We start from the raw sequence: 26,271 nt of genomic DNA on the forward strand, positions 1-26,271 counted from the left end.
CTGGCCAGAACCGGATGCTGCCCCTATGGTGGCGGAAATTCCTGAATGAAATGAGCCTGATGGAGATGCCCCATGCCAGTGATGCGCGAAACGGAGTTTCAGGGACAAGTGACCTGGATCGGCTATGTTCCGGCTGCCACCGGTGGGCTGCGGTCCGAGCCGCGGGACGCGCTGACGCTGGGGTTTGACGGCATCGAAGGCGAACGCCACGCGGGCGCCTTGCGCGCCTCCTGTGTGCGCGTGCGCAATCTGCATCCCGAGGGCACGGAAATCCGCAACCTGCGCCAGATCAGCATCCTGTCGGAGGAAGAGCTGGCGCTGATCGCCGCCGATATGGGGATGGAGCGGATTGATCCCGTCCACCTTGGCGCGACGCTGGTGCTGCGCGGTATTCCCGACCTTAGCCATCTGCCACCCTCCAGCCGCTTGCAGGGGCCGGATGGGGTGACGCTGACGGTCGATCTTGAGAACCGGCCCTGCATTTTCCCGGCCAAGGAGATCGAGAAGGACCACGCGGGCTTTGGTCCGAAGTTCAAGCCGGCAGCCACCGGCAGACGCGGTGTGGTGGCCTGGGTCGAGCGGCCCGGCGTGCTGAGGCAGGGCGAAAGCCTGCGCCTGTTTGTGCCGGACCAGCCTGCCTGGGCACCCTGAGTCGGGGCATGTCTACGCCGCCGGTTGCCGATAGGCGTTGACGCGGCACGATTGGCAATCTTTGGATGCCCTAGGGGGAGCGAACGCCGTTTCAATGCCTGATCATGTCGGAAATCACGCGCATGGAATGTCGCAGAAGGGCTAAGTCTTGCGGGAAACCGGCACGGCTGTGCCCATGTAACTCGCGACATCACAATTCAGGAAACCGGCCATGAGCTACAAGAGTGACATCGAAATCGCCCGCGAGGCGCAGAAGCGTCCGATCCAGGAAATTGGCGCCAAGATCGGCATCTCCAGCGATGATCTGCTGCCCTACGGCCACGACAAGGCCAAGGTGAGCCAGGACTTCATCAATTCGGTTCAGGGCAAGGAAGACGGCAAGCTGATCCTGGTGACCGCGATCAACCCGACGCCTGCGGGCGAAGGCAAGACCACCACCACCGTTGGTCTGGGTGACGGTCTGAACCGCATCGGCAAGAACGCGATGATCTGTATCCGCGAGGCCTCGCTGGGTCCGAACTTCGGTATGAAGGGCGGCGCCGCAGGTGGCGGTTACGCGCAGGTTGTTCCGATGGAGGAGATGAACCTCCACTTCACCGGTGACTTCCACGCCATCACCTCGGCCCACTCGCTGCTGTCGGCGATGATCGACAACCACATCTACTGGGGCAATGAGTGCGATATCGACATCCGCCGTGTTGCATGGCGTCGTGTGGTCGACATGAACGACCGCGCCCTGCGCCAGATCACCGCCTCCCTTGGTGGCGTCTCCAACGGCTTCCCGCGCGAAACCGGTTTTGACATCACCGTGGCCTCCGAAGTCATGGCGATCCTCTGCCTCGCCAACGACCTGAAGGACCTTGAAAAGCGTCTGGGCGACATCATCGTGGCCTACCGCCGCGACAAGACCCCGGTTTACTGCCGCGACATCAAGGCAGAAGGCGCGATGACCGTTCTGCTGAAAGACGCGATGCAGCCGAACCTGGTGCAGACCCTGGAAAACAACCCGGCTTTTGTCCACGGTGGTCCCTTCGCGAATATCGCCCACGGCTGTAACTCCGTGATCGCAACCAAGACCGCGCTGAAAGTGGCTGACTATGTTGTCACCGAAGCAGGCTTTGGTGCGGATCTTGGCGCTGAGAAGTTCATGAACATCAAATGCCGCAAGGCAGGCATCGCACCCTCGGCTGTGGTGCTGGTTGCGACCGTGCGCGCGATGAAGATGAACGGTGGCGTGGCCAAGGCTGACCTCGGCGCGGAAAACGTCGAAGCGGTCAACAAGGGCTGTGCCAACCTCGGCCGTCATATCGAGAACGTCAAATCCTTTGGCGTGCCGGTGGTGGTTGCGATCAACCACTTTGTCACCGACACCGAGACCGAAGTGCAGGCGGTCAAGGATTACTGCGCCACCCATGGCGTCGAAGCGGTGCTGTCGCGCCACTGGGAGCTGGGCTCCGAAGGCTCCGCCGATCTGGCCCATAAAGTGGTTGAGCTGGCCGACTCCGGCAAGGCCAACTTCTCGCCGATCTACCCCGACGAGATGCCGCTGTTCGAGAAGATCGAAACCATCGCCAAGCGCATCTACCGCGCCGACGAGGTGCTGGCCGATCAGAAGATCCGCAACCAGCTGAAGGAATGGGAAGCGGCTGGCTATGGTAACCTGCCGGTCTGCATGGCGAAAACGCAGTATTCCTTCTCCACCGATCCGAACCTGCGCGGCGCGCCGACCGGCCATTCGGTTCCCGTGCGCGAAGTTCGCCTGTCGGCGGGGGCCGGTTTCATCGTCGTGGTCTGCGGCGAGATCATGACCATGCCGGGTCTGCCCCGCAAACCGGCATCGGAAACGATCCGCCTGAATGACGCAGGCCAGATCGAAGGCTTGTTCTAAGGCCTGAAATAGGCAATCTGCGGCCCGAGGATCCCCTCGGGCCGCAGGAGTTTAAAGATGAGCGAACGACACCCGCCGCAGGACTGTGCCGACATGCCGGCGCTGCGGCAGCAGATCGACAGGCTGGACCGGGAGCTGATTGCCCTGTTGGCCGAGCGGGCGGGCTATATCGACCGTGCGATCGAGCTGAAGGCGGCCAATAACTGGCCCGCGCGCATACCGGCCCGTGTCGAAGAAGTGGTCGGGAATGCCCGGATGACGGCCAGCACGGCAGGGCTTGATCCCGATCTGGTCGAGCGCCTGTGGCGCCAGCTTGTGGAATGGTCGATAGCCCGCGAGGCACAGATCATTCGCGAGGAGTAACGCGGCCCGGAGCGGCGCGCAGCAAGAGGACAGAAGCAATGGCAGCGAATATCATCGACGGCAAGGCCTTTGCCGCCACCGTACGCGAGAAGGTGGCAGGCCACGTGGCCCGGTTGAAGGAAGAGCATGACATCACCCCCGGTCTGGCGGTGGTTCTGGTGGGTGAAGATCCGGCAAGCCAGGTCTATGTGCGCTCCAAGGGCAAGCAGACCGTTGAAGCGGGCATGAACTCCTTTGAGCACAAGCTGGAGGCCGACACCTCCGAAGAGGACCTGCTGGCGGTGGTCGATCAGCTGAACAAGGATCCCTCGGTGCATGGCATCCTCGTGCAGCTGCCGCTGCCGGGTCATTTGAACGAAGACCTGATCATCAACTCCATCGCGCCGGAAAAGGACGTGGACGGGTTCCACATTTCCAACGTGGGCCTGCTGGGCACCGGTCAGAAAAGCATGGTGCCCTGCACGCCGCTTGGCTGCCTGATGCTGCTGCGCGACTATCATGGCTCGCTGTCGGGCATGGACGCGGTTGTCATTGGCCGCTCCAATATCGTTGGCAAGCCGATGGCGCAGCTGTTGCTGGGCGACAGCTGCACCGTGACCATCGCACATAGCCGCACCAAGGATCTGCCGGATGTTGTCCGCCGCGCCGATATTGTTGTCGCTGCTGTGGGTCGTCCTGAAATGGTGCCTGGCGACTGGATCAAGGAAGGCGCCACCGTCATCGACGTGGGCATCAACCGGATCGACGCACCGGAAAAAGGCGAGGGCAAGACCCGTCTGGTGGGCGATGTGCATTTTGAGAGTGCGGCCGCGCGCGCCGGCGCAATCACCCCGGTGCCCGGTGGCGTCGGCCCGATGACCATCGCCTGCCTGCTGGCCAATACCGTGACGGCCTGCTGCCGCGCCAATGGTCTGGCGGAGCCGGAAGGGCTGACCGCCTGATCAGAACCGACCTGCCATCTGCGGATGGCTGAGATCTGCTGCTCCCGTCGGATGCCTCCGGCGGGAGTATTTTTTGGAAAAGTGACAGGTGGGAAAAACCCGCGGATCAGGGCGCGCGGATCAGGCCGCGACTGGCACCATGGTGCCCTGCAACAGGGCGATCAGTTTTTCCTCCTCTCCGGTGATGGCGTGGACCTCGGCGGTGACAATGATCAGACGGCGGCCGGGTTTGATGACCTGGCCCGTGGCGCGCAGCATATCGCCTGCACCCGGTGCGAGAAGGTTGATCTTCATCTCGGCGGTCATCACCTCGCTGTCCTCGGGCATCAGGGTCAGAGCGGCATAGCCTGCGGCACTGTCTCCGATGGCAAAGCTGAGCGCCGCATGGGCGACGCCGTGCTGCTGGCGGCTGCCCGGCAGGATGGGCGCGGAGATGGTGACGGTGCCGGTGCCGACGCTGGCAACCTCGGCACCCAATGTCTGCATCATGCTCTGTCTGGCAAAGCTGTCGCGGATGCGCTGTTCGATCATGGCTGTCCCTTTCGCATGTGCAGCCAGCATAGACCGCGCATGCTGCGATGGGGAGGTGACGCTGCGCGCAGATCCGCCGCGGCTGGTCAGCGCGGCATCGGGCAGGGCAGCGGACGCGGGCCGGTGAGGATGGCGAGGGCCCGCGGCGCCATGAGATCCGAGAGCGCCGGGTTGGTGGTGCAGAGACCGCCGGTATAGGTGCCAAAGGCGGGCAGGATCAGGCGCTGGTGATCGGCCAGGAACGCAGGCCGGGCGCTGCCGCGCAGACGCGCCTTTGGATGGTAGTGGCCGGATATCTCGGCGGCAGCTTCGCCCGGGGTCTCAGCGCCGGTGTGGCTCTTGAAGGTGGGGTCGGCGATGTGACGAAACAGCAGCGGGCCGAGGGTCAGGCTGTCACAGGCGTCGCCCGCCAGCCCGCTGGGGGCAGGGTCGTGATTGCCGGTGATCCAGATCCAGCGATGAGCCGCGATCAGCTGGTCGAGACGGGTTTGGTCGGCATCTGACAAGGCGGCTGCCGCAGCGTCATCGTCGAAGCTGTCGCCGAGGCAGATGACCGTTTCGGGACGGGTCTGGTCAAGCACCGCGGCAAGACGCTGAAGGGTATCGCGGGTTTCATAGGGGGGCAGGGCCGGGCCGCCGCGCCGGAGCTGGCGTTCGGATTTGCCCAGATGCAGGTCGGAAACACAGAGCAGCCCCTGCGCCTGCCACCAGAGCGCACCAGCACCAAGCGCGGTGAGGCGCTGGCCTGCGAGGGAGAGATCATAGCCGGTCATGGCTGCTCTGATCGCCGGTTTTGCGGGACGGTGCAAGATGGCAGATTCAGCCGTCAGGGTGACGCAGCGCCGGGCGGAGCCAGCTCTGCCAGCCGGGCGCTGCGCATCAGCTCTTCGGTTTCGCGTTGCAGCAGCTTTTCCTGGGCGGCACCTTTCACCGGGACCTTGCCTGCCTCCAGCAGCAGCGGCGCGGCCAGCGGTGAGATCTGCGACAGCCGGTTGAGGGTGATGTTTCCCTTGATGCGGCTGAGCAGTTCCTCGATGCGGCCGAAATCCACCAGCCCGCCAAGCGCCTCCTGCCGGGTGATGTCCAAGAGCAGGTGATCGGGATCATATTTACGGAGCGTGTCGTAGAGGATGTCGGAGGAGAATGTCGCCTGTCGTCCGTTCTTGCGCTGGCCGGGGGTGTTGCGTTCGATCAGCCCCGCGATGGTGGCCACCGCGCGGAAGCTGCGTTTCATCACCGCATTGCCCGCGAGCCAGCCGTCCAGACCCGCGCGCAGCTCGGCAGGATCGAACAGCGGGGCGGGGTCGTCAACCGGGCTGAGCCCCCAGATCAGCGTGGCATAATCGGTGGCGACAAAGCCAAGCGGATCGAGCGACAGCTCTTCCATCCGTTTGGTCAGCAACAGACCGAGGGTCTGCATCGCATTGCGCCCGGCAAACCCGTAGATGCAGAGGTGTTCGCGGCCCCGGAAGGGAAAGCTTTCGAGCAGCAGCTGGCCCCGGCGGGGCATCTGTGAGACCTCGCGCTGTAGCGCCAGCCAGTCGGCGGTGTGCGGTGGCAGATCGGGCCAGCTGTCGCGTTGCAGGATATCGAGGATACGGGTGCTGAGCTGGGTCGAGGTGGCGAATTTTGTGCCGGAGAAGACCGCCACTTTCGGTTTCCGGCTGGCATTGCGGCTGACCTCGACCGTCATTTCGCGCAGCGATTCATACCGCACGATCTGGCCACCGATGAGGAAGGTGTCGCCCGGGGTGAGGGTGGCGGCAAAGCTCTCTTCGACCTCGCCAAGCGGTTTGCCGCCGCGGCTGCGTTTGAGTCGGACCTTCAGGAGGTCGGCGTCCTGAATGGTGCCAATGTTCATGCGGATGCGGCGGGCGGCGCGGGGGTCGCGCAGCTGCCACATCCCGTCGGGACGTTGCAGCAGCCGTTGCCACTGGTCATAGACCCGGAGGGCGTAACCGCCGGTGGCACAGAAATCGAGGCAGGCGTCGAACTCAGCCCGGCTGAGGCTGGCATAGGCGCCGGCTCCCGTGACCTCGGCATAAAGGTCATCGGCGGCGAAGGGACCGGCGCAGGCGCGGATCAGGATGTGCTGGCAGAGCACGTCGCGGGGGCCGGGTGTGCGCGGGCTGCCGTCCAGCGTGCCTGCCTCCACCGCCTCAAGGGCGGCACGGCATTCCACCACCTCAAACCGGTTGGCCGGCACCAGAAGCGCCTTGGAGGGGGCATTGTAGCGGTGGTTGGCGCGGCCGATGCGCTGGACCAGCCGTTTCACGTTCTTCGGCGCGCCTATCTGGATCACCAGATCGACGTCCCCCCAGTCGATGCCCAGATCAAGCGAGCCGGTACAGACCACTGCGCGCAGCTCTCCGCGCACCATCGCTGCCTCGACCCGGTCCCGCTGCACCCGGTCGAGCGAGCCATGGTGAATGCCGATCGGCAGCGCGTCATCATTGGCAAGCCAGAGGTTGTGAAAGAAGATCTCTGCCTGGGCGCGGGTGTTGTGGAAGATCAGCGTGGTGTTATGCGCCTTGATCTGCTCAAGCACGGCGGGGATGGCATGGGCAGCGCCGCCCCCGGACCAGGGCGGGGCTGCATCCGTGTGCAGCATCTGGATATCGGCGGCGGGGCCGGGGTCGGCCAGAACGATATCGCAGGGATCCGGGTGGCGGGCCAGATACTGCGCGATGGCGGCGGGATCATCGACGGTGGCCGAAAGGCCGACGCGGCGCATGTCCGGACAGATCGCCTGAAGCCGGGTCAGGGCGAGCATCAGCTGGTCGCCGCGCTTGCTCTCGGCGAGGGCGTGGATCTCGTCCAGTACCACCCGTTTCAGTCCCGCAAACATCCGCGGCGCGTCCTCATAGGAGGTGAGCAGCGCGAGGCTTTCAGGTGTGGTGAGCAGGATATGCGGCGGGTCGGCGCGCTGGCTGCGCTTGCGGGAGGCGGGCGTGTCACCGGTGCGGTCGTCGATGCGGATGGGCAGGCCCATCTCCTCGACCGGGGTGCGCAGGTTGCGTTTGATATCCGCCGCCAGCGCCTTCAGCGGCGAGACGTAGAGCGTGTGCAGCCCGCGGTGTTCGCCGGTAGCAAGATCGGCAAGAGTGGGCAGGAAACCCGCCATCGTCTTGCCGCCGCCGGTTGGGGCGATCAGCAGCGTTGCCGGATCATCCGCGCGCGCCAGCATCTCCTGCTGGTGCGGGTGAATGGTCCAGCCACGGTCGTGGAACCAGGCGGTGATGACATCGGGAAGACTGCTCATCCGACTTATCTAGGCGCGGTGGCAGAACTTTTCTAAACGTTCTGGCCAAAGTTTATAAAAAAACTTTGAGGTGGCTCATTTGACGATGTGTTCGTCCTTGACGAACATATTGGCCCAGGCGCGGTCGATGAGGTCGGGAGACATCTGATAGGGGATGCCTTCGAAATCGCAGATCGCCTTCATCTGGTCGATCAGGAACACCGGCTGATAATTGGCGTAGATATTGTCGATGGTCGGATATTTGCGTTTCAGAAGATGCACCAGCGCCGCCTCGTCCAGGGGCACGCCTTTCTTCTGGGCGACCATGGCAAAGATCTTGAGGAAGTTTTCCTGATTTGGCCCGTCGATCTTGATCTTGAAAAAGATCCGCCGCAGCGCCGCCTGATCGAAGATCTCATTGGGGTGGAAGTTGGTGGAGAAGATCACCAGCGTGTCAAAGGGCACCTCGAATTTCTCGCCCGATTGCAGGGAGAGGATATCGCGGCCCTCTTCCAGCGGCACGATCCAGCGGTTGACCAGCGCCTGCGGTGATTCCGCCTGGCGGCCCAGGTCATCGACGATGAAGATGCCGCCGGTGGATTTCAGCTGCAGCGGCGCCTGATAGGTGCGCGCGGTTGGGTTGTAGACCAGATCCAGCATCGACAGGGACAGCTCGCCCCCGGTCACCACCGTGGGCCGTTCGCAGCAGACATAGCGGCTGTCAAAGCGGCGGGCGCGGCGCAGGCTGTTGGGGTCGTCCTCGGGCAGCGGCACGGCAGTGTGAACGATGGGATCATAGACCGTGATCACCTGACCGGCATATTCAATCGCGCGCGGCACGTAGACGTGATCCCCCAGCGCGTCGCGGATGCCGTTGGAGATGGAGGATTTCCCGTTGCCGGGCGGGCCATACATCAGGATCGAGCGGCCGGCGCTGACAGCGGGGCCGAGGTGGTCGAGCAGGCTGTCGGGCAGGACCAGATGGCCCATTGCACCGAGCAGTTGCTGGCGGGTGACCAGAATATTGCGGATTGACTGGCGTTTGACCTGTTCGCGGTAGATGTGCAGCGGCACCGGCATGGCGCCGTAATATTCGGACTGGCTGAGCGCATCCAGCGCGCGGGCTTTGCCCGCCTCGGTCAGCTGATAGCCCATTTCATTGCCGCTGTTGGCGTTGAGCGTACCGGTTGCCTCCAGCAGCTTTTGTTCGCGGGCGATATCGACCAGTTCCTGCGTCACCGGGATCGGCAGGCAGATGGCGGCGGCGATTTCGCTGACGTTTTCGCAGGTCTTGCGGAAAATGGTCTTGAGCAGGATATCCCGCATCATCACCATCGGGAGCTGCATCTGCTCCAGCCCGCGCGGGGTAGGGGGTGCCACTACGGCGGATGTCTGCATGTTCATGCTGCGGCCTGCCTGTCTCGATTGTTCAATGTTGCGCCCGGTGGCGCCCGACTGTTCAGACAAGAGTTTATTCAGCACTGTGGCACAAGCGGGGCAAAGCTGGTGCATTTCCGCGAAGGGACCGACCACATGCGGGGCATTTTAGGAAATTGTCAGTCGGGGGCGATCTGAACCGGGATGCCTCAGACCGGGGCGCTCTGACCCAGCTGGGTGCCGAGCAGCAGATAGGCGACCAGCGTGCCACCAAGGCAGAGGCCCATTGGAAACTTGCTGCCGACCTCCCAGCTCTTCCAATGCGGGGCGAGACGGCGCAGGGGGGTGTATTTCGCGATACGATGGGTGAGGAACCCGGCCAGCAGCATGGCGGAGAAGATCATCACCACCACCGAGAGATCGCCAAAGACCACAAAGGGCGCGGCGGCACCGGCGAATTTGGCGTCCCCTGCGCCGACCATGCCCGCGCTGTAGCACAGGAAGCCAAGGCCGATGCCGATGGGCAGATGCAGCAGCTGCCAGCCATAATCCGTCCAGCTCATCAGGAAGGGGCCGACAAGGACAAAGATCACGGCCAGAAGATCCACGGTCCAGTTCGGGATCCGCATATGGCGCAGGTCATTCAGCGCGACCACACAGCAGAGCGGCACCACAAAGGGCAGGAACCACAGGGCGACATGGGCCGAGATCAGCATGGGGTGGGGGCTCCGGTCTTAGCCGTTTTCCAGCGCAGCAAGTGCGCGCGCCGCCGCGTCGAAATGCTGCGGATGGGTCGAGATCGCCTGCCGCAGCAGGCTTTCGCCGGTCTGCACGTCGCCCTGTTTTACAGCCGATAGCGCCAGCGTGTGCAGCAGCTGGGCGCGTTCGACCTGATCCATCGGGATCACCGGCAGCGTGTAGTTGCGCTGCGCGCCACGGGCCAGCACCAGATTGTTCTTGGCGGTGAACAGCGACTGATCCTGACGGATGGCATCGCCGAACAGGCGCTCGGCCTCGGCGTAATCGCCACGGGTCAGTTTCGAATAGCCCCAGTTGTTCATCACGCGGGCGGGCTGTGTCGTGAGGCCGACGGCGGTCTGGTAAAAGCTGTCGGAGCGTTTCCAGTCCTGTTCCGAGTCGGCGACCATCGCCTCCAGCCGGTAGCGTTTGTAGGTCTCATGGGTGGGCGGCACCTTGTCGAGGGTGGCCTTGGCCTCGTCCCAGTTGCTGGTGCGGATCAGCGCGTCGGCCAGTTCGATACGGTCCTCATCGGTGGCCTCGGGCAGCGAGACGACTTTTTTCCAGGCGGCAACCGCTTCGGTGTTGCGCTTGGCGCGGATCAGCGAGATCGCCAGCCCGCGGTTGAGGTCGATCCGGTCGGGTGCGGATTTGACGGTGCGCTGAAAATAGGTGACGGCTTCGTTTGGATCGGCAACCGTCAGCATCACATCGTTGAGATTGCTCTCGTCGACCACATTCACCTCCTGAAAGGCGCGGTCCACGGCTTCGGTGTCGTCCTTGGCGCAGGCCGACAGGACAAGCCCACCGACCAGACATGCGGATACGAAAATCTGCTGGCGCATTTTTTGCGTCCTCTGTGCTGCTCTGCCTCTAGGCCTTGCGTCACTGGGACGTGCGAATCAGGTAGCTGCCCCCTCCGCGTTGCACCAGTGCATAGCCTTTTTGTTGCGGATCACTATGCGTGTTCTGATCAAGTTTTGCGAGGGCAAGGCGGAAATTTTCACGGATTGCGTCACTTTCGCCATTATCGAGGGCGAAGGCGCGGCGCAGGGTCTGCTCGGCCTCCGGGTATTTCTGCCGCTCCATCAGCACGACGCCGAGATTGTTCATCGCCGCAGGCCAGTCGGGATCCTTTGCGACCGCGCGGCGCAGCTGGGTTTCGGCCTGACCTAGACGGCCCAGCCCCAGATTCGCGGTCCCGAGGCCAGAGAGCACCTCGGCGCTGAGACCCTCTTCCAATGCGGCGCGGGTAAAGGCATCCAGCGCCAGCTCATACTCGGCGGCGGCCATCAGACGGTGCCCAACAATAAGCCCGCTTTCGGCGGTGCCACGGGGATCAACGCCGGGCAGGGCGGGCGCGCCAAGGGGATCCTTTGGATCCGGTTTTCCGCCCGGCGACATGCAAGCCGCCACCAACGCAAGCGCGAGGGTGGCGGGGATCAGTCGATAGAGACGGGAGGGGATGGCCCAACCCAATGTCATCATGTGTTATTTGCTCATATTGCCCAGATTGGCGATGCCCTGTGCCGAGGGTCCGACCAGAATGATCAGCAGCGGCGGCACCGTCAGGGTCATTGTGGCAAGGGTCATTTTGGTTGGCAACTTGTTTGCGGCCTCTTCGGCGCGCATGACGCGCTTGTCCCGCATTTCGCTGGCATAGACCCGCAGTGCCTCCGCAATCGAGGTGCCGAAGGTGGCGGATTGGATCATCACGGTCACAAAGGAGGACACATCCTGCACGCCGCAGCGGGTGCCCATGTCGCGCATGACCTTATCCTTGTCCTTGCCGGCCTTCATCTCCTGGGCGACCACCTCGAATTCCTCGGCCAGCGCCGGGTAGGAGGCATGCAGCTCCTTGGCCACGCGCACAATCGCCTGATCCAGCGACTGACCTGCCTCGACGCAGACCAGCATCATGTCCAGCGCGTCAGGAAAGCCCGAGGTGATCTCCTGTTTGCGCTCCTCGATGCGGCGGGTGATCCAGTATTTCGGCAGCATATAGGCGGCGGCACCGGGGCCGATGATGCGGATCACCATCTGCTGGCTGTCATATTCCATGTCCGCGTTCAGCACGTAGACATAGAACAGACCCGCGGCGAGGCCGATGAGGCCAAGGGCAAACTGTGCAAAGTGGAAAAAGCGGACCGAGTCCTTGGACTGGTAGCCGGCCTGACGCAGCTTCAGCTCCATCTTGGAGAGTTCGGCGGCGTCCTGCGGCTCCAGAAAGGAGGCGAATTTCTGCAGCTGCTCGTTGCGATCGGCCTGCCGCAGACGTTCCTTTTTCGGTTTGGTCTGGGTGCTGGCCGACATGCTTTTTTGCAGTTTCTTCAGCGGATCCTCGGGCTGGTTCAGCAGCAGCGGAATCGCCAGCAGGATCATGAAGAGGCCGATCAGCCCGACCACCAGAAGCGGGCCGAAGGGGCCAAGATGGGAGGTCAGCAGGTCGTTGATATCGCTCAGGGATGTCATGATTATTGCCTCACACCTTGATGTTCGTCAGCATCCGCATGACGAAGAGGTTGACGGTCAGCATGGCGCCCACAACAAAGCAGGCGGGAATGAACCAGGGATGGTCGATCACGCTGTCGTAATAGCCCGGATCCTTAGCCAGGATGCCGCCCAGACAGAACAGCGGAAAGCCGGAGAGGAATTTGCCGGACCACTGCGCCTCGGCGGTGATGGCCTTCACGCGGCGGAACAGACGGAAGCGGGCGCGGATCACCTTGGCCAGACCGGCCAGCACCTCGGCGAGGTTACCACCGGATTGCTGCTGGATGGTGACGGCCACGGCAAGGAAGCGCATGTCCTGCATGTCCAGACGTTCGGCCATTTCCTTCAGCGCCTCGCCGACATCGCGGCCATAGGCGCTTTCGTCGGCGATCACGCCAAATTCCGTGGCCAGCGGGTCTTCGACCTCATTGGCGACGATCTGCACGGCAGAGGAAAACGGATGGCCGACGCGCAGGGAGCGCACCATCAGTTCGACCGCATCGGGCAACTGTTCTTCGATCATCGCCATGCGTTTTGCGGCTTTTTTGTTGACCCAGAAGAACACGGCGCCGACGCCGATGATCACCGAGGCCAGCAGCCGCAGCGGCAGTTCGGCGCTGGTGCCGACGCTGAGACCGACAAAGGCGATGGCCGCGACGCCGCCCATGATCATGATCAGCTGGCGCGGTGAGAAGGCGATGGCCGCTTTCTGAGCGCGTTCAGCCAGAAGGGAATAGAGCGGGATCGACTTGGCGCTCATATGCTGGCGCATTTCCTTGCGCAGCTGTTCCAGCACCTGTTCGCGGTTGCCGCCTTTGTCCATCATTTCCAGACGGCGGTTCACGCGGCTGTTGAGGCTGATGGATTTGCCGAATGTCACCAGGTAGAGACCTTCGACCAGCACCAAGACGCCGATGAAGATCAGGCCGTAGATGATCGGTTCTGCACTCAGTTGCATCAGCGGGCCTCCATCACGGTGGGTTCATAGATCGACGCGGGCAGGTCATAGCCCCAGAGGCGGAAGCGCTCGGAGTAGTGGCTGCGCACGCCGGTGGCGGTGAAATGGCCGATGATCTTGTTGTCGGGTGTCAGACCGACGCGCTGGAAGCGGAAGATTTCCTGCATCGAGATCACATCGCCCTCCATGCCGGTGATTTCGGTGATCGAGGTCATGCGGCGCGACCCGTCCTGAAGGCGCGAGGCCTGCACGATGATGTTGACCGCCGATGCGATCTGGCTGCGTACCGCCTTGATCGGCATTTCGATGCCGGCCATGGCGATCATGTTTTCCAGGCGCGAGATGCCGTCGCGGGCGGAGTTGGCGTGGATCGTGGTCATGGACCCGTCGTGGCCGGTGTTCATCGCCTGCAACATGTCGATGACCTCCTCGCCGCGGGTCTCGCCCACGATGATCCGGTCCGGGCGCATCCGCAGGGCGTTCTTGAGACAGTCGCGGGGGGAAACCTCGCCGCGACCCTCGACGTTGGGCGGGCGGCTTTCCATCCGGCCAACATGGGTCTGTTGCAGCTGAAGTTCCGCCGTATCCTCGATGGTCAGGATGCGTTCGGCATTGTCGATGAAGGACGACAGCGCATTGAGCGTGGTGGTCTTACCAGAGCCGGTCCCGCCGGAAACGATGACATTCAGGCGCGTGGAGACAGCGGCCTGAAGATAGGCGGCCATCTCTTCGGTGAAGGCGCCGAAGCCGACCAGATCGTCAATGCCAAGCTTGTCCTTTTTGAATTTACGGATCGACACCAGCGAGCCATCGACCGCGACGGGCGGCACCATGGCGTTAAAGCGCGAGCCGTCGGCAAGACGGGCGTCCACGTAAGGGTTGCTTTCATCGACACGGCGACCCACGGCGGAGACGATCTTGTCGATGATCCGCATCAGGTGCTTTTCATCCTTGAATGTGACATCCGACATCTGCAGCTTGCCGTCGCGTTCGACAAAAACCTGATGCGGGCCGTTCACAAGGATATCGTTGACCGTATCGTCCTGAAGCAGGGTTTCCAGCGGGCCAAGGCCGGTGACCTCGTCATAGAGCTCCTTGGTCAGGGTCTGGCGGTCCTCACGGTTGAGAACGATGCCTTTTTCCTCAAGGATTTCGGTGGCGATGGAGGAAATCTCGGCGCGCAGTTCCGCCTCGCTCGCGCGTTCCAGTGCTGCGAGATTCAGGTTGTCCAGCAGCTCGCGGTGGAGCTGGATCTTGATCTCACCCATCCGCTCCTTGCGCTTGCGTTCCTTGTCCGCCGGGGCGGCCTCGGCGGGAGTGCCGACCATTGGTCGGCGCATGGAGACGGCCGGGGCGGCTTTTTGCGGGGCGGGCGTGGCCACGGGCGCCGGCTGCGCCGCAGCGCGGGGGGTGGCGGATTGTTTTTTATACTTCGAGAACATGAAAGGAACGCCCCTGGTTAAATCTGGGTTCAGGCCGCCGCAGCGTCGCTTTGACCGAGGTCATGCAGCGATTGGGCCAGTTTCAGAACTTCCTTGCGTAGTGGGTTCTTGGCGGCCGAGCTGGCCAGCGGGGTGCCGTGGTCGCAGGCCTGCGCAACCTGTTTGCCGCCGTCGGGCAGCTGCAGGTCGATGGAAATGCCCAAGGATTCCGCCATACGCTTGACGCGGCTCTTGCCGCTGAGGTCGGTGAACTTCGGTGCGCGGTTCAATGCGAAGCGCAGCTTTTCAAACGGCAGCTCCTCCGATTGCAGAGCGCGTTTCAGGCGCAGCGCATTCTGCGCCGACCGCATGTCCAGCTCGACCATGGAGAAGTAGACATGCGCCATATTGAGAACGGTTTCAGACCATTGCACCAGCGTGTGGGGCATGTCGATGACGACAAAATCAAAATGGCTGCGCGCCAGCGTTACCACCCGTTCGATATCTTCGGGGGTGATGAATTCCAGCGGGATCATATCCACCGGCGCCGTCAGCACCTGTAGTTTGTCCTCATAGGTGACCAGCGCCTGGCCAAAGATGTCTTCGTCGAGATTCTCGGTATCGCTCAGCATCTCCATCACCACCTCGCGGCGCGGCAGGTCGAGATAGGTTGCGACGGACCCGTATTGCAGGTCAAAATCCAGAAGGCAGACGCGCGGGGTCTCCGATGTGGAAAGCTGCGCCAGCTCCCAGGCGAGATTTACCGCCAGCGTGGTTGAACCGCTGCCGCCGGCCAGACCGTGGCAGACGATGACCGCGCCGTCGCGCTGGCTGCCGGTTTTCAGAGCGTGCTGCGGTTGGGCGGTGCGTTCGGCCTCGGCCAGGCGCAGCCGTTCGATGGCGGCCTGCAGCTCCCCCTCGGGCAGCGGGTAGGGGATGAATTCATCGGCCCCCTGGCGCAGCAGGCTGTGCAGTGCGGCGGGGGTCACGTCCTCGGCAATCAGGATCACCTTGATATTGCGGGACTTTGCCTCGGTGATGATGGTGCCCATCAATTGCAGATTGTCTTCGTCGGCGCTGTCCAGCGCCAGCGCCACAAATTCCAGCGCTTCGGCTTCACTCTGGTTGAAGAAGGCCAGCGCCTCGGTAAAGCCGAGATCGCCCCAGGCTTCGCCCATGGTGGCTTCCATGTCTTCGATCAGCAGGTCAAAGTTCTGCACGTCGCGGCTGATCGTGCAGGCAACAATCGCGTTCGCTTCTGTCTGCGGCATACCGCTGCTCATCACCGTAATCCTTCTCTCGGGGCGTGTCGCACCATGTTGGCCAGAGCACGCTAGCACGCACGTCCGGCATTTGGACGCACATTACCTCTTGAGAACAATGTCGGTGAAGATCTGGGCGAGATTGGGGCCAAGGCGGCCCATTTGTGGGGAATTCCTAATGAAGCCTGAACAGGGTTAACCGCGGTCAACCCTGTCGTCCTGCGCTTATTCCAGGGTGGTCCTGATCGACCGTTCGCTGGTCAGAGAGGTGCGTGGCACCGCGCTTTCGACATATTCGCGGTAGATGATCTGCGCATACTTTCCATCCAGAACAGTGGGATGGCGCTTCAGGAAACCGCTGACCTCGGTCACGGTGCGACGGTTGCGGCGTTCGCGGTCGGAGGTGGGGATCAGAGGCTGCGTTTCGCCAAAGGACACGACTGCCTCCAAGCGACTGCGGCTGATGCCCCGCGAGACGAGATAGGCGACGGCGGCACGGGCGCGGCGCAGGCCCAGGGCCTTGTTGTAGCTGGCAGAGCCGACGGCGTCGGTATGGCCGAAGACACGGAATCGCACCTCCGGGAACTGTCTGATCCAATGGGCCTGCTGATCCAGCACGGCGCGGGCGTTGCCATCCAGCTGCGCGCTGTCAAAGGCAAAGGTGATCGTATTTGGCACTTCCTCGGCAAACCGGGTGGCGAGCTGGATCGCAAAGTCCCGCTCTCCGGCCATCACGGCGGCGTTGGAATTGGTCGCATTGCCAAAGACCGAGCGGTCCAGCGGTTCGCCCGCTTCATATCCGCAGGCGGCCACTGTCAGGGACAGGCCAAGGAGTGCTGCATATCTGATCATCTGCCCCATGTTCCTCTGCTCAATCCATCACATAGCCGTAAGAGCCGTTGAAGTCCTGCTTGGCGACCTCGCTGGCGGGGCCTTTTTGTCCCTTGGCTACGCGACCCATCAGGAACAGCTCGCTTTCGCTGGGTGGGCGGATCCGATCGGTGGGCAGGCTCAGCGCCTCGCCCCGTGTCGGCGTAACCAGATGGGCGCTGACAATGATCACCAGTTCGGTCTGCGCGCGCTGGTAGTTGGCGCTGCGGAACAGCGAGCCGAGGACCGGCACGTCGCCAATCCATGGCAGCTGCGAAGAGTTGTCGCGGAACTCATCACGGATCAGGCCGGCAATCGCAAAGCTCTCGCCGTCGCGCAGCTCCACCGTGGTGGAGGTTTCGCGCCGCGAGAAGGCGGCGATATTCAGCCCGTTCAGCTCAATCGAGTTGGTGGGATCAATAGCGGAGACGGCGGCCTTCATTTCAAGGTTGATGACATCGGCGTCCACCACTCGAGGAACGAAATTCAGCTCGATCCCGAAGGGTTTGAATTCAATCGTAATAATGCCGTCTTCCTGTGCGACTGGAATGGGGTATTCCCCCCCGGCGAGGAATTTGGCTTCCTGCCCGGACAGGGCCGACAGGTTCGGCTCAGCCAGGGTGCGCACGACACCTTTCTGTTCCAGCGCCTCCAGCAGCAGGTTCACCTGAAAGGCCCCGGCGTTGAAGCCAAAGACAAAGGCACCGGTGTTGTCGTTGCCAGCAGGGATATTGCCGGACAGGCTGTTGGTCAGCGCGCCCTGGGTGTTGAGTGTGCTGGTGCCGCCATTGACGCCGACGCTGTTGCCGCCCTTCACGCCAAGCGAGGCGCTGAGCGACTTCGAGACGGTGCGCTGCATCTCGGCAAAACGGACCTTCAGCATGACCTGCTGGACACCGCCCACCGACATCAGGTTGCTGACCCGTTCCGGGGCGTAGCGTTCGGCCAGATCAAGCGCCCGCTGCAATCGCGACGAGCTGGAGACAACGCCGGACAGGACAATGCCGTCATTGGCGGTACGGACCTCGATCCGCTCGCCGGGCAGGATCTGCCGCAGCCGCTCCTTGAATTCGCTGACATCCGCGGCAACGCGGACGTCGACATTGGTGATCAGACGACCGGAGGCATCGAGCAGGGTCAGCGTGGTTAGACCCGGCGCCTTGCCCAGCACGTAGATTGTGCGATCCGAAAGCGAGGAGATATCGGCGATGCTGGGATTGGCGATGCTGAGCTCGGAGAAGGGCACATCGCTTTCGACCACGACCGCCCGGTTCATCGGCACCTCAAGATTGGCCGCCGTGCCCTTTTTGACCACGCGCAGGCCATTGCCCCAGGCCGCATCCGCAACCGGGAAACACACCAGCGCGAGCCCGGTGAGGGCCGCCGCTACATACCGTCTAAAAGCCATGTGACCTGCCTTTCCGATCACGCCTCAATACAGGGTCTTATTGCCCATTGTTTGGGACACTCTGCGCGTATCGGCGAATTTTTGCAAGAATCAAAGGCTTCCGGGATGCAGCGACCGTGGCTGACCTGTGGGGTGACAGCAACAATCACATAAAAACGCCGCCCCGGAGGGGGCGACGTTCGATCTGTTATCTATCTGAAACCTTTGCAGGAAAGGCGCGGTGCTGATCAGTTGGTGCAGGGAATCGGGATCTCTACCACCTCGGCGCCGCGACGGGTGCGGATGGTGCAGACTTTTTCCTGCTCGGCCTGCTGCGGCGCTTCGATGGCGCTGAGCCCCAGCAGGCTGCGCTGATCAACCTCGATCACCGATGCAACCGTGTCGTCACCAGCCCCCACAAGGGAGAGCGACAGACGGCCGGTGGACTGGGCCTGGGCGAGGGCCGCAACCTGCTCGGGGCGGACAGCGGCGGTGACAGTGCGGGCAATCACGGCACCATCCAGATCGCCACCTGCAGTCTGATCCACGGCAATCAGTTCGATATTGGTCTGGATCAGACGGGTGAATTCACCATTGCGGCCACCGGCCTGATCATTGAGCGATCCGGTCCAGTAGACATCGACACGGTCACCGGGACGCAGGAAGCCGGACACGCCGGAGGAGACATCGACGCGGATGGCAAAGGCGCGCATCCCCTTGGACAGGCGCGAGGTGATGCCTGCGTCCTCACCGGGTTTGGTGACTTTGACGGCCAGAATCGCCTCATCCTTTTCCATGCGGCGCAGCACCACGCGATGATCATCGGGGTATTGCGGCGGGAACAGCGCATCCATGGTCAGGAAGGCGCCTTCGGGAATCGCGTTTTCGGGCCAGCGAACGGAGCGGATATGTTCCTTGGTCAGTCGCTCGCCGTATTTCAGCTGGTCATTGGCGACAAAGATATCGACCAATGGGATGTTTTCCCCCCGCGAGGCGCGCTCACGGGCGAGTTCGTTCTGGTAAGCGCTGATATAGTTCTTGGCCATCATCACAGCCCCCCCGGCGAGGGCGACTCCGACAATGAGGACAAGTCCGAATACTGCACGCATGGTGGTACCTCTCATCAGTTGCGGCCGGCATTGCAGACGCAATACCGGCGCCTGGGTCGGTCAAACCGTTGCCTAAGGCGGACGTTCTGTCCTGTTGCGCGCCTGGCGCACCTTAAATCTCTGTCTGGCTGCCGAGTTGCCTCGGCCACTACCGGATCAGCTGAACGACCAGTTGGTCATATAGGCGGCCAGCAGATCGGCCAGCCCCAATGCGCCATCCTCCATGGAGGCGGCGATCAGAACGACCAATCCGACAATCGCAGCGGTCAGAACCACCCAGTCAACGGTGACTGCGCCGTCGTCTTTGGCAATGAAATGCTTGAACCTGTTCATAATGGACCTCGTAAGCCGAAGGTTCCTTGGGCAAAGGGCCGCGCCTTAGGCAAAAGGCGCGGCCCTCGAACTCGTCAGGTCATAAGCGACTTAGGAGTCGGACGGACCTTTGGTGCCCAGGTAGGAGCCGGTTGCCGAGGTCAGGTTCGACGCGCCGTTTTCGATCGAGGTGTAAACAACACCCGCCAGAGCGGCCACAGCGGCGGTCAGAACAACCCAGTCAACGGTCACGGCGCCAGAGTCGTCTTTACGGAAGTTTTTGATGAATTTGATCATGGTACGTCCCTCCAAAGGATCTAAAAGTGTGTTTCGACCTTGCCGTCCGTTGTGAGCCTGCTCTCTCCTGCTCGGCTCTGTTCGACTTGGTGTGAAGCTATATAGCCAGCGGAGCGTGGCAGGATTTGGGCTGAAACGCGGACTCATTTGCCCTACTTTAACTTTTTGCCGAGTATTCGGGTAAGGCATTGAATTTTCACGCTTATTAATTTTACCTCTTGTCAATACCCGTGGCTTCGAGGCGGCAGATCTTGGTAAATATGGCAAAACTGCCAGAATCTGAGGCGCGAAACTGGATTTTTGCCGGAGCTTCGGCGAGTCTCATCTGCGAAAAAGGAGAGGCAGAGCAGCCCCATGAGTCTTCTTCAGTCCATTCGCCGCCGTCTGGTCCGTCTTATTGCGGCTCAGCGGCAGGGCATGAGCCAGTTGTCGGGCCTGCCAGTCGCGGGCAGCGCAGTCATCTGTGGCAATGTAGCGGCGCTGGTGATTCTGGCGGTGCTCTGGGCTGGCAGCGCGACGCCTGCCCGGTCGCAGGAGGCGGGCAAGGTGACCCCGGCGCCCTTTCCTGAGTTTGAGGCCAAACGCGTGCGCCCGCCGAAACCGGGAACCAAGCAGCGGATTACCATCCAGATTGATCCGCCTGCCGCACCGGTTGCGGCGCCTGCCAGTGGCGGCGCGGTTCCGGCTGCTGCTGCGGACAACGGGCGCTACACCGGTTTCTGGCAGGACATCTCAGACAAGCTGGAGGACAGCGGGCCGGGGCGGCTGGCCAAGGCGCTGCGGGCGCTGGATGGCGACACCCCGGTTGCCGCCCCCCGGTTGCAGTTGATGCAGGACATTGCCAGCGCGCGGGGAGTGCAGATCCTGACGGCCAGTGTCGGCACGGATGTGTCGCCCGCGCTGGTCCTGGCGGTGATCGCGGTGGAATCGGCAGGCCGGTCCGACGCGGTCAGCCGCGCCGGCGCGCAGGGGCTGATGCAGCTGATGCCGGACACCGCCGCACGTTTCGGCGTTGGCGACACGCTGGACAGCGCAGAGAATATCGCGGGCGGAGTGAAATACCTGAACTGGCTGATGGGCGAATTCAACCGCGATCCGATTCTGGTTCTGGCGGGATATAACGCGGGCGAGGGCGCTGTGCGCAGCCATGCCGGGGTGCCGCCCTATGCCGAGACGCGCGATTACGTGCCCAAGGTGCTGGCGGCCTTTCAGGTGGCGCGGGGGCTTTGCATGACGCCGCCGGAGCTGATCACCGACGGCTGTGTCTTTCGCCGGATGAACTAGCCGGATCCGATCCCGCCAAACTCTGCGCAGGTCAGGATCAATTTATCGAAAAATATTCGCGCTCTGCCGATGGGATCATTATTCTGCCCGAATTGGCTGATTTATCGCGCCCGTATTCTACCTTGAGTTATTTCGGAGACAGGCATTGGATTTAGGGATTGATCCGACGGCTTTGGCCGCGGGCTCGCATGTGGTGACGGGTAATATCATGATGTTCGGCACCATCGCATTTGTCGGTTTTTTCGGGCGACTGGTCTTTGTCGCCTTTGGTCCGGGGGTGGCGCAGGCCAATCCGCTCGGACATCTGTCCGGCTTTGGGCATATTCTGGTGGCAGTGGCGCTATTTGCCGGGGCGCTGCATCTGTCGGGCAAGACCGTCAAGGCGCAGGTCCTGTTCAAACGTCATCTGGTCGATCCGGTCATCGTCACCCTGCTGGGGTGGGACAGCTGCGATCCGCAGGGGGAGGCCTATTGTGTCATGGTGTTTGAAGATGGCCGCGAGATGAGCGTCAACTGGCATGACACGCGAGTTCATATGTATGAGCTGCTGAACCCTGTGGAGCTGCCGCTGTGGTCGTCGCTGCGGCCGCGCGAACGCCCGGAGGCGGGCACCACAGAAGCGCCAGTCGGCGTCTGAAACCAGACGGCCCGCCAGCGGAACTGGCGGGCCGTCTCATTCTATATGCTTTGGAACCAGCTTTGCGGCGATCAGTTGACGATGGTCGCCTCGGTGGCGGCGCGCAGCTCTTCCTCGCTGACGCCCTCGGCGGTCTCGACGATCTTCAGGCCACCCTCGACCACATCCAGCACGCCGAGATTGGTGATGATGCGGTCGACCACGCCCTTGCCGGTCAGCGGCAGGGTACATGCTTTCAGAACCTTGCTGTCGCCATGTTTGTTGGTGTGGTCCATCACCACCACCACACGGCCGACGCCTGCGACCAGATCCATCGCGCCGCCCATGCCCTTCACCAGCTTGCCGGGGATCATCCAGTTCGCCAGATCGCCGTTTTCGGCCACTTCCATCGCACCAAGGATCGCCATGGCGATTTTGCCGCCACGGATCATCGCAAAGCTCTGTGCCGAGTCGAAATAGGCGGTCTGCGGCAGTTCGGTGATGGTCTGCTTGCCGGCGTTGATCAGGTCGGCGTCCTCCTCGCCCTCAACCGGGAAGGGGCCCATACCCAACATGCCGTTTTCCGATTGCAGCGTCACGTTGACGCCTTCGGGGATGTGGTTGCTGACCAGCGTCGGAATGCCGATGCCGAGGTTCACATACCAGCCGTCCTGCAGCTCCTGTGCCGCGCGGGCGGCCATTTGATTGCGGTCCCATGCCATGTCGCGGTCTCCTTACTTTGCTGCCGGGCGCGTGGTGCGCTGTTCGATGCGTTTCTCGTGATCGCCCTGAATGATGCGGTGCACATAGATGCCGGGCAGGTGGATCGAATCCGGGTCAAGGCTGCCGGTGGGGACGATTTCCTCAACCTCGGCCACGCAGATCTTACCGCAGGTGGCGGCGGGCGCGTTGAAGTTGCGGGCGGTTTTGCGGAACACCAGGTTGCCGGTCTCGTCCGCTTTCCAGGCCTTGACGATGGCGAGGTCGGCAAAGATGCCTTCCTCCATGATGTAATCCTCCATCGCGCCATCGGGGCCGGTGGGGAACTGCTTTTCCAGCTTGCCCTCGGCAATCACGGTGCCGACGCCGGTCTTGGTGAAGAAACCGGGGATGCCCGCGCCGCCGGCGCGCATACGTTCGGCCAGCGTGCCTTGCGGGTTGAACTCCAGCTCCAGCTCGCCGCTGAGATACTGGCGCATGAATTCGGCGTTTTCCCCCACGTAGGAGGAGATCATCTTTTTCACCTGTCGGGTCTGCAAAAGGATGCCAATGCCGAAATCATCGACGCCGGCGTTGTTGGAGGCAAAGGTCAGATCCTTGGTGCCCGCATCCTTGATCGCCTGCAACAGCAGTTCCGGAATACCGCAGAGCCCGAACCCGCCTGCGGCGATGAACATGCCATCGTGCAGAACACCGTCCAGCGCTTCGGCAGCGTTGGAATAAACCTTCTTCATATCCATCTCCCTTGATCATCAGCCAGGTTGGCAAAGTTCTGACCTCCGCCGCAGGCAGAGTCAACGATACGGAGAAAGACAGGTATTTCTACGGAGCGGCCCGCGCCACGGGCCGCCCGGCGCTGCCGACGCCAGCGGCGCTATGCCCAACGGGTCGAGGTCCGTCGTCAGACGGGGCTGACCGGGCGGGAGCAGTTGCGATCGGGCCTTGGCGCCAGACCGGGCCGACCGGGGGCGCTGATGGCCGCCGCAACAATGGTCGGGCGGCTGCAACAGGATCCCGATCCGGGCACCGGCGGAAAGGGTCAGCCTTCGTCGCTGCTGGCTTCGGCGGCTTTCTTCTTGGTGGTCTTTTTGGACGTGGTTTTCTTCGCGGTGGTCTTCTTTGCCGCCGCTTTCTTGGCCGGAGCCTTTTTCGTGGCACCGGATTTGCCGACCTTCTCGCTGATCAGCTGCAGCGCCATCTCGACCGTCACATCCTTGGGCTCGACATCCTTCGGGAGGGTCGCATTGACCTTCTCCCATTTGACATATGGCCCGTAGCGCCCGTCCATGATGCTGATGGCGCCGCCGCTTTCCGGGTGCTCGCCAAGCTCCTTCAGCGCCTTGGCTGCGGCGCGACGGCCGCGACCGGGGTTGGCGCGCTTTTCCGCCAGCATTTCAACCGCGCGGTTCATACCGATCTCAAAAACATCGAGTGTCTCCTTGAGATTGACATAGACCGGCTTGTCCTCATCCGGTTTCTGATGCGCGATATAGGGGCCAAAGCGGCCCAGATTGGCCTGAATCACGCCGCCTTCGGGATGTTGGCCAACCTCGCGGGGCAGGGTCAGCAGGGTCACCGCCTGTTCCAGCCCGATCTCATTCGGGCCCCAGCCCGGCAGGAAGTCGCGCCCCTGTTTGGGCAGCGACGAACGCGGCGGCTTCTTGTTCTCAGGCGTCGCCTCGCCGCGCTGCACATAAGGCCCGAAGCGGCCGGATTTCAGGTGGATCTCATCACCGTCGTCTTCGCCCAGGATCCGCTCATAGCCTTCGGCACCCTCGCCGGAGATCGGGCGGGTGTAGTTGCATTCGGGATAATTGCCGCAGCCGACAAAGCCGCCGGTGCGCGAGGTCTTGAGGTGCAGCTGGCCCGCGCCGCATTTGGGGCAGATACGCGGATCGCCGCCATCCTCACGCGGGGGATAAAGCTGCGGCGCAAGTGCTGCGTCCAGCACATCCAGCACCTCGGTGATGCGCAGATCTGAGGTTTCGGCAATGGCTGCCGAGAAATCGCGCCAGAATTTGCCCAGAATATCCTTGTAATCGCGCTGGCCGGCGCTGACGTCATCCAGCTCGCCTTCCAGATTGGCGGTGAATTCATAGCCGACATAGGTGCGAAAGAAATTCAGCAGGAAGATGGTGACAATCCGGCCCTTGTCTTCGGGGAACAGGCGGTTCTTGTCCTTGCGGACATATTCGCGGTCCTGAATCGTGGTGATGACAGACGCATAGGTGGAGGGGCGCCCGATCCCCAGCTCTTCCATGCGTTTGACCAATGTCGCCTCGGTGAAGCGCGGCGGTGGCTGGGTGTGGTGTTGCAGGCCCAGCACGGATTTGCTGTCGGAGAGGATGGCGGCACCGGTATCGGCCTTTTCCGCCTGTGGCCCCAGCGTGGGCGCGAACTTCAGCGCCTCTCCCTGCATGATCTGGGGCAGGCGCTTGTCGTCTTCGTCCACGACATCGTCGCGGCCCTCTTCATAGACCCGCAGGAACCCGTCAAACAGCATCACCTGACCGGTGGCACGCAGCACCACCTGCGCGTCCTTGGAGCCGATATCAACCGTGGTCCGCTCGAGACGTGCGCCTTCCATCTGGCAGGCGAGGGTCCGCTTCCAGATCAGGTCATAAAGCTTGCGCTGATCATCTTCGGAGACCTTCAGGCTCTTGGCATCGCGGCCCATCTCGGTGGGGCGGATACATTCATGAGCTTCCTGCGCGTTCTTGGCCTTGTTCTTGTAGATGCGTGGCGATGACGGCACATATTCGGCGCCGTAGCGTTTGGCGATTTCGGCGCGGGCCTCCTGCACGGCCTCGGGCGCCATGTCGATGCCGTCGGTTCGCATATATGTAATGTAGCCTGCCTCATAGAGACGCTGTGCTGCATTCATGCACTGCTTGGCGCCCATGCCGAATTTGCGGCTGGCTTCCTGTTGCAGGGTCGAGGTCATGAAAGGTGCGGAGGGGTTGCGGGAGGCGGGTTTAGCCTCGACCGACTGCACCACCATGTCGCGGCTGGCAACTGCCTGAACGGCGAGTTCGGCGGCGGTGGAATTGGCCAGGCTGTATTTGTCCAGCTTGTCGCCGCCCAGAACCGTCAGACGGGCTTCGAATTCCTGGCCGCGCGGCGTTGCTAGGCTCGCCTTTACCGACCAGTATTCCTGCGGGTTGAAGGCTTCGATTTCCAGCTCGCGCTCAACGATCAGGCGCAGGCAGACCGACTGCACGCGCCCGGCAGAACGGGCACCGGGCAGCTTGCGCCATAGCACCGGCGACAGGTTGAAGCCGACAAGATAGTCCAGCGCGCGCCGCGCCAGATAGGCCTCGACCAGCGGCATATCCACCTGACGGGGGTTCTTCATCGCCTCGGCGACCGCTTCCTTGGTGATCGCATTGAAGGTGACGCGGCTGACGGCGGTGTCCTTCTTGATCGAGCGGCGCTTGGTCAGCGCTTCCTGCAGGTGCCAGCTGATCGCCTCGCCTTCGCGATCGGGGTCGGTCGCGAGGATCAGGGCGTTGTCGTCTTTCAGCGCGTCGGCGATGGCCTTGATGTGTTTGCGGCTGTCGGCGCCAACCTCCCAGGTCATCGCAAAATCATCGTCCGGTTCGACCGATCCATTCTTAGCAGGCAGGTCGCGCACATGTCCGTATGAGGCCAGAACCGTGTAGTCTGAGCCAAGATACTTGTTGATTGTCTTGGCTTTAGCTGGGGATTCTACAACAACAACGGGCATAAATTCGAAAACCTCTATGGGACGGGCTGCGGGCGCTCTATGGCGGGGCAACATGTGGGGTGCAAGGGGAGATTGTCAATCCGGC

Annotated in this window: 25 protein-coding genes; 6 read left to right on the forward strand and 19 right to left on the reverse strand. The window is 62.4% G+C overall.

The genetic code is table 11. The features are described from left to right. Positions 1-72 precede the first annotated feature (72 nt). From WLQ66_RS01850 to folD, 4 genes are all read left to right on the forward strand, one after another. Positions 73-651: an MOSC domain-containing protein gene (locus tag WLQ66_RS01850; protein WP_340544614.1), complete on the forward strand. Its 579-nt coding sequence runs from the start codon at positions 73-75 to the stop codon at positions 649-651. Between the two features lie 211 nt (positions 652-862). After that, a complete protein-coding gene (locus tag WLQ66_RS01855) occupies positions 863-2,539 on the forward strand; it encodes a formate--tetrahydrofolate ligase (RefSeq protein WP_340544615.1) in 1,677 nt (558 codons plus the stop codon). Positions 2,540-2,596: 57 nt separating this feature from the next. Further along, on the forward strand, positions 2,597-2,902 hold the full coding sequence (locus WLQ66_RS01860) for a chorismate mutase (RefSeq protein WP_340544616.1): 306 nt from the start codon (positions 2,597-2,599) through the stop codon (positions 2,900-2,902). A gap of 38 nt (positions 2,903-2,940) precedes the next feature. After that, complete coding sequence (gene folD, locus WLQ66_RS01865; protein ID WP_340544617.1) at positions 2,941-3,843, forward strand: bifunctional methylenetetrahydrofolate dehydrogenase/methenyltetrahydrofolate cyclohydrolase FolD; 903 nt, start codon at positions 2,941-2,943, stop codon at positions 3,841-3,843. Between the two features lie 120 nt (positions 3,844-3,963). Here folD and WLQ66_RS01870 read toward each other — a convergent pair whose 3' ends face one another. The 16 genes from WLQ66_RS01870 to WLQ66_RS01945 form a co-directional block, all read right to left on the reverse strand. Beyond that, positions 3,964-4,374 (reverse strand): PaaI family thioesterase, encoded by a 411-nt coding sequence (locus WLQ66_RS01870; protein WP_340544618.1) that lies wholly within the window; start codon positions 4,372-4,374, stop codon positions 3,964-3,966. A gap of 86 nt (positions 4,375-4,460) precedes the next feature. Next, a complete protein-coding gene (pdeM, locus tag WLQ66_RS01875; RefSeq protein ID WP_340544620.1) occupies positions 4,461-5,147 on the reverse strand; it encodes a ligase-associated DNA damage response endonuclease PdeM in 687 nt (228 codons plus the stop codon). A gap of 53 nt (positions 5,148-5,200) precedes the next feature. Then, entirely contained in the window at positions 5,201-7,636 is a 2,436-nt protein-coding gene (locus WLQ66_RS01880; protein WP_340544621.1) for a ligase-associated DNA damage response DEXH box helicase, read from the reverse strand. Between the two features lie 75 nt (positions 7,637-7,711). Beyond that, positions 7,712-9,019 carry a DUF8689 domain-containing protein gene (locus WLQ66_RS01885; protein WP_340544623.1) on the reverse strand — a complete coding sequence of 436 codons (1,308 nt, stop codon included), beginning with the start codon at positions 9,017-9,019 and terminating at the stop codon, positions 7,712-7,714. 182 nt (positions 9,020-9,201) lie between these two features. Then, the gene (locus tag WLQ66_RS01890; RefSeq protein WP_340544624.1) at positions 9,202-9,708 is read right to left on the reverse strand and encodes an A24 family peptidase; all 507 of its coding nucleotides are present in this window, start codon (positions 9,706-9,708) and stop codon (positions 9,202-9,204) included. An 18-nt stretch (positions 9,709-9,726) separates the two neighbouring features. Further along, entirely contained in the window at positions 9,727-10,575 is an 849-nt protein-coding gene (locus WLQ66_RS01895) for a tetratricopeptide repeat protein (RefSeq protein WP_340544625.1), read from the reverse strand. Between the two features lie 40 nt (positions 10,576-10,615). Next, a complete protein-coding gene (locus tag WLQ66_RS01900) occupies positions 10,616-11,218 on the reverse strand; it encodes a tetratricopeptide repeat protein (protein WP_340544627.1) in 603 nt (200 codons plus the stop codon). 3 nt (positions 11,219-11,221) lie between these two features. After that, positions 11,222-12,202: a type II secretion system F family protein gene (locus WLQ66_RS01905; RefSeq protein WP_340544628.1), complete on the reverse strand. Its 981-nt coding sequence runs from the start codon at positions 12,200-12,202 to the stop codon at positions 11,222-11,224. 10 nt (positions 12,203-12,212) lie between these two features. Beyond that, positions 12,213-13,181 (reverse strand): type II secretion system F family protein, encoded by a 969-nt coding sequence (locus WLQ66_RS01910; protein ID WP_340544629.1) that lies wholly within the window; start codon positions 13,179-13,181, stop codon positions 12,213-12,215. Next, on the reverse strand, positions 13,181-14,623 hold the full coding sequence (locus WLQ66_RS01915) for a TadA family conjugal transfer-associated ATPase (RefSeq protein ID WP_340544630.1): 1,443 nt from the start codon (positions 14,621-14,623) through the stop codon (positions 13,181-13,183). Before WLQ66_RS01915 ends, WLQ66_RS01910 begins: the two co-directional genes overlap by 1 nt. A gap of 29 nt (positions 14,624-14,652) precedes the next feature. After that, positions 14,653-15,885 (reverse strand): CpaE/TadZ family protein, encoded by a 1,233-nt coding sequence (locus WLQ66_RS01920; RefSeq protein WP_340544631.1) that lies wholly within the window; start codon positions 15,883-15,885, stop codon positions 14,653-14,655. Positions 15,886-16,089: 204 nt separating this feature from the next. After that, on the reverse strand, positions 16,090-16,716 hold the full coding sequence (locus tag WLQ66_RS01925) for an OmpA family protein (RefSeq protein WP_340544632.1): 627 nt from the start codon (positions 16,714-16,716) through the stop codon (positions 16,090-16,092). Between the two features lie 19 nt (positions 16,717-16,735). Next, positions 16,736-18,142 (reverse strand): type II and III secretion system protein family protein, encoded by a 1,407-nt coding sequence (locus WLQ66_RS01930; RefSeq protein WP_340544633.1) that lies wholly within the window; start codon positions 18,140-18,142, stop codon positions 16,736-16,738. A gap of 227 nt (positions 18,143-18,369) precedes the next feature. Then, complete coding sequence (gene cpaB, locus WLQ66_RS01935) at positions 18,370-19,230, reverse strand: Flp pilus assembly protein CpaB (RefSeq protein ID WP_340544634.1); 861 nt, start codon at positions 19,228-19,230, stop codon at positions 18,370-18,372. Between the two features lie 156 nt (positions 19,231-19,386). Beyond that, positions 19,387-19,563 (reverse strand): hypothetical protein, encoded by a 177-nt coding sequence (locus WLQ66_RS01940; protein ID WP_340544635.1) that lies wholly within the window; start codon positions 19,561-19,563, stop codon positions 19,387-19,389. 90 nt (positions 19,564-19,653) lie between these two features. Then, on the reverse strand, positions 19,654-19,839 hold the full coding sequence (locus WLQ66_RS01945) for a hypothetical protein (RefSeq protein WP_014873714.1): 186 nt from the start codon (positions 19,837-19,839) through the stop codon (positions 19,654-19,656). 354 nt (positions 19,840-20,193) lie between these two features. On the opposite strand from WLQ66_RS01945, the gene WLQ66_RS01950 reads away from it, so the two are divergent. Both WLQ66_RS01950 and WLQ66_RS01955 read left to right on the forward strand, forming a co-directional pair. Continuing rightward, entirely contained in the window at positions 20,194-21,123 is a 930-nt protein-coding gene (locus tag WLQ66_RS01950; protein WP_340544644.1) for a lytic transglycosylase domain-containing protein, read from the forward strand. Between the two features lie 145 nt (positions 21,124-21,268). Next, positions 21,269-21,760, forward strand: a complete 492-nt coding sequence (locus tag WLQ66_RS01955) for a hypothetical protein (RefSeq protein ID WP_340544646.1) — start codon at positions 21,269-21,271, stop codon at positions 21,758-21,760. A gap of 71 nt (positions 21,761-21,831) precedes the next feature. On the opposite strand, the gene WLQ66_RS01960 is transcribed toward WLQ66_RS01955, so the two are convergent. The 3 genes from WLQ66_RS01960 to topA form a co-directional block, all read right to left on the reverse strand. Next, on the reverse strand, positions 21,832-22,461 hold the full coding sequence (locus WLQ66_RS01960) for a 3-oxoacid CoA-transferase subunit B (RefSeq protein ID WP_340544648.1): 630 nt from the start codon (positions 22,459-22,461) through the stop codon (positions 21,832-21,834). A gap of 12 nt (positions 22,462-22,473) precedes the next feature. Then, a complete protein-coding gene (locus tag WLQ66_RS01965) occupies positions 22,474-23,193 on the reverse strand; it encodes a CoA transferase subunit A (RefSeq protein WP_340544649.1) in 720 nt (239 codons plus the stop codon). Between the two features lie 305 nt (positions 23,194-23,498). Then, positions 23,499-26,186: a type I DNA topoisomerase gene (topA, locus tag WLQ66_RS01970; RefSeq protein WP_340544650.1), complete on the reverse strand. Its 2,688-nt coding sequence runs from the start codon at positions 26,184-26,186 to the stop codon at positions 23,499-23,501. Positions 26,187-26,271: the final 85 nt, after the last annotated feature.

The sequence above is a fragment of the Phaeobacter sp. A36a-5a genome, assembly GCF_037911135.1.
GTDB classification, from domain to species: domain Bacteria; phylum Pseudomonadota; class Alphaproteobacteria; order Rhodobacterales; family Rhodobacteraceae; genus Phaeobacter; species Phaeobacter bryozoorum.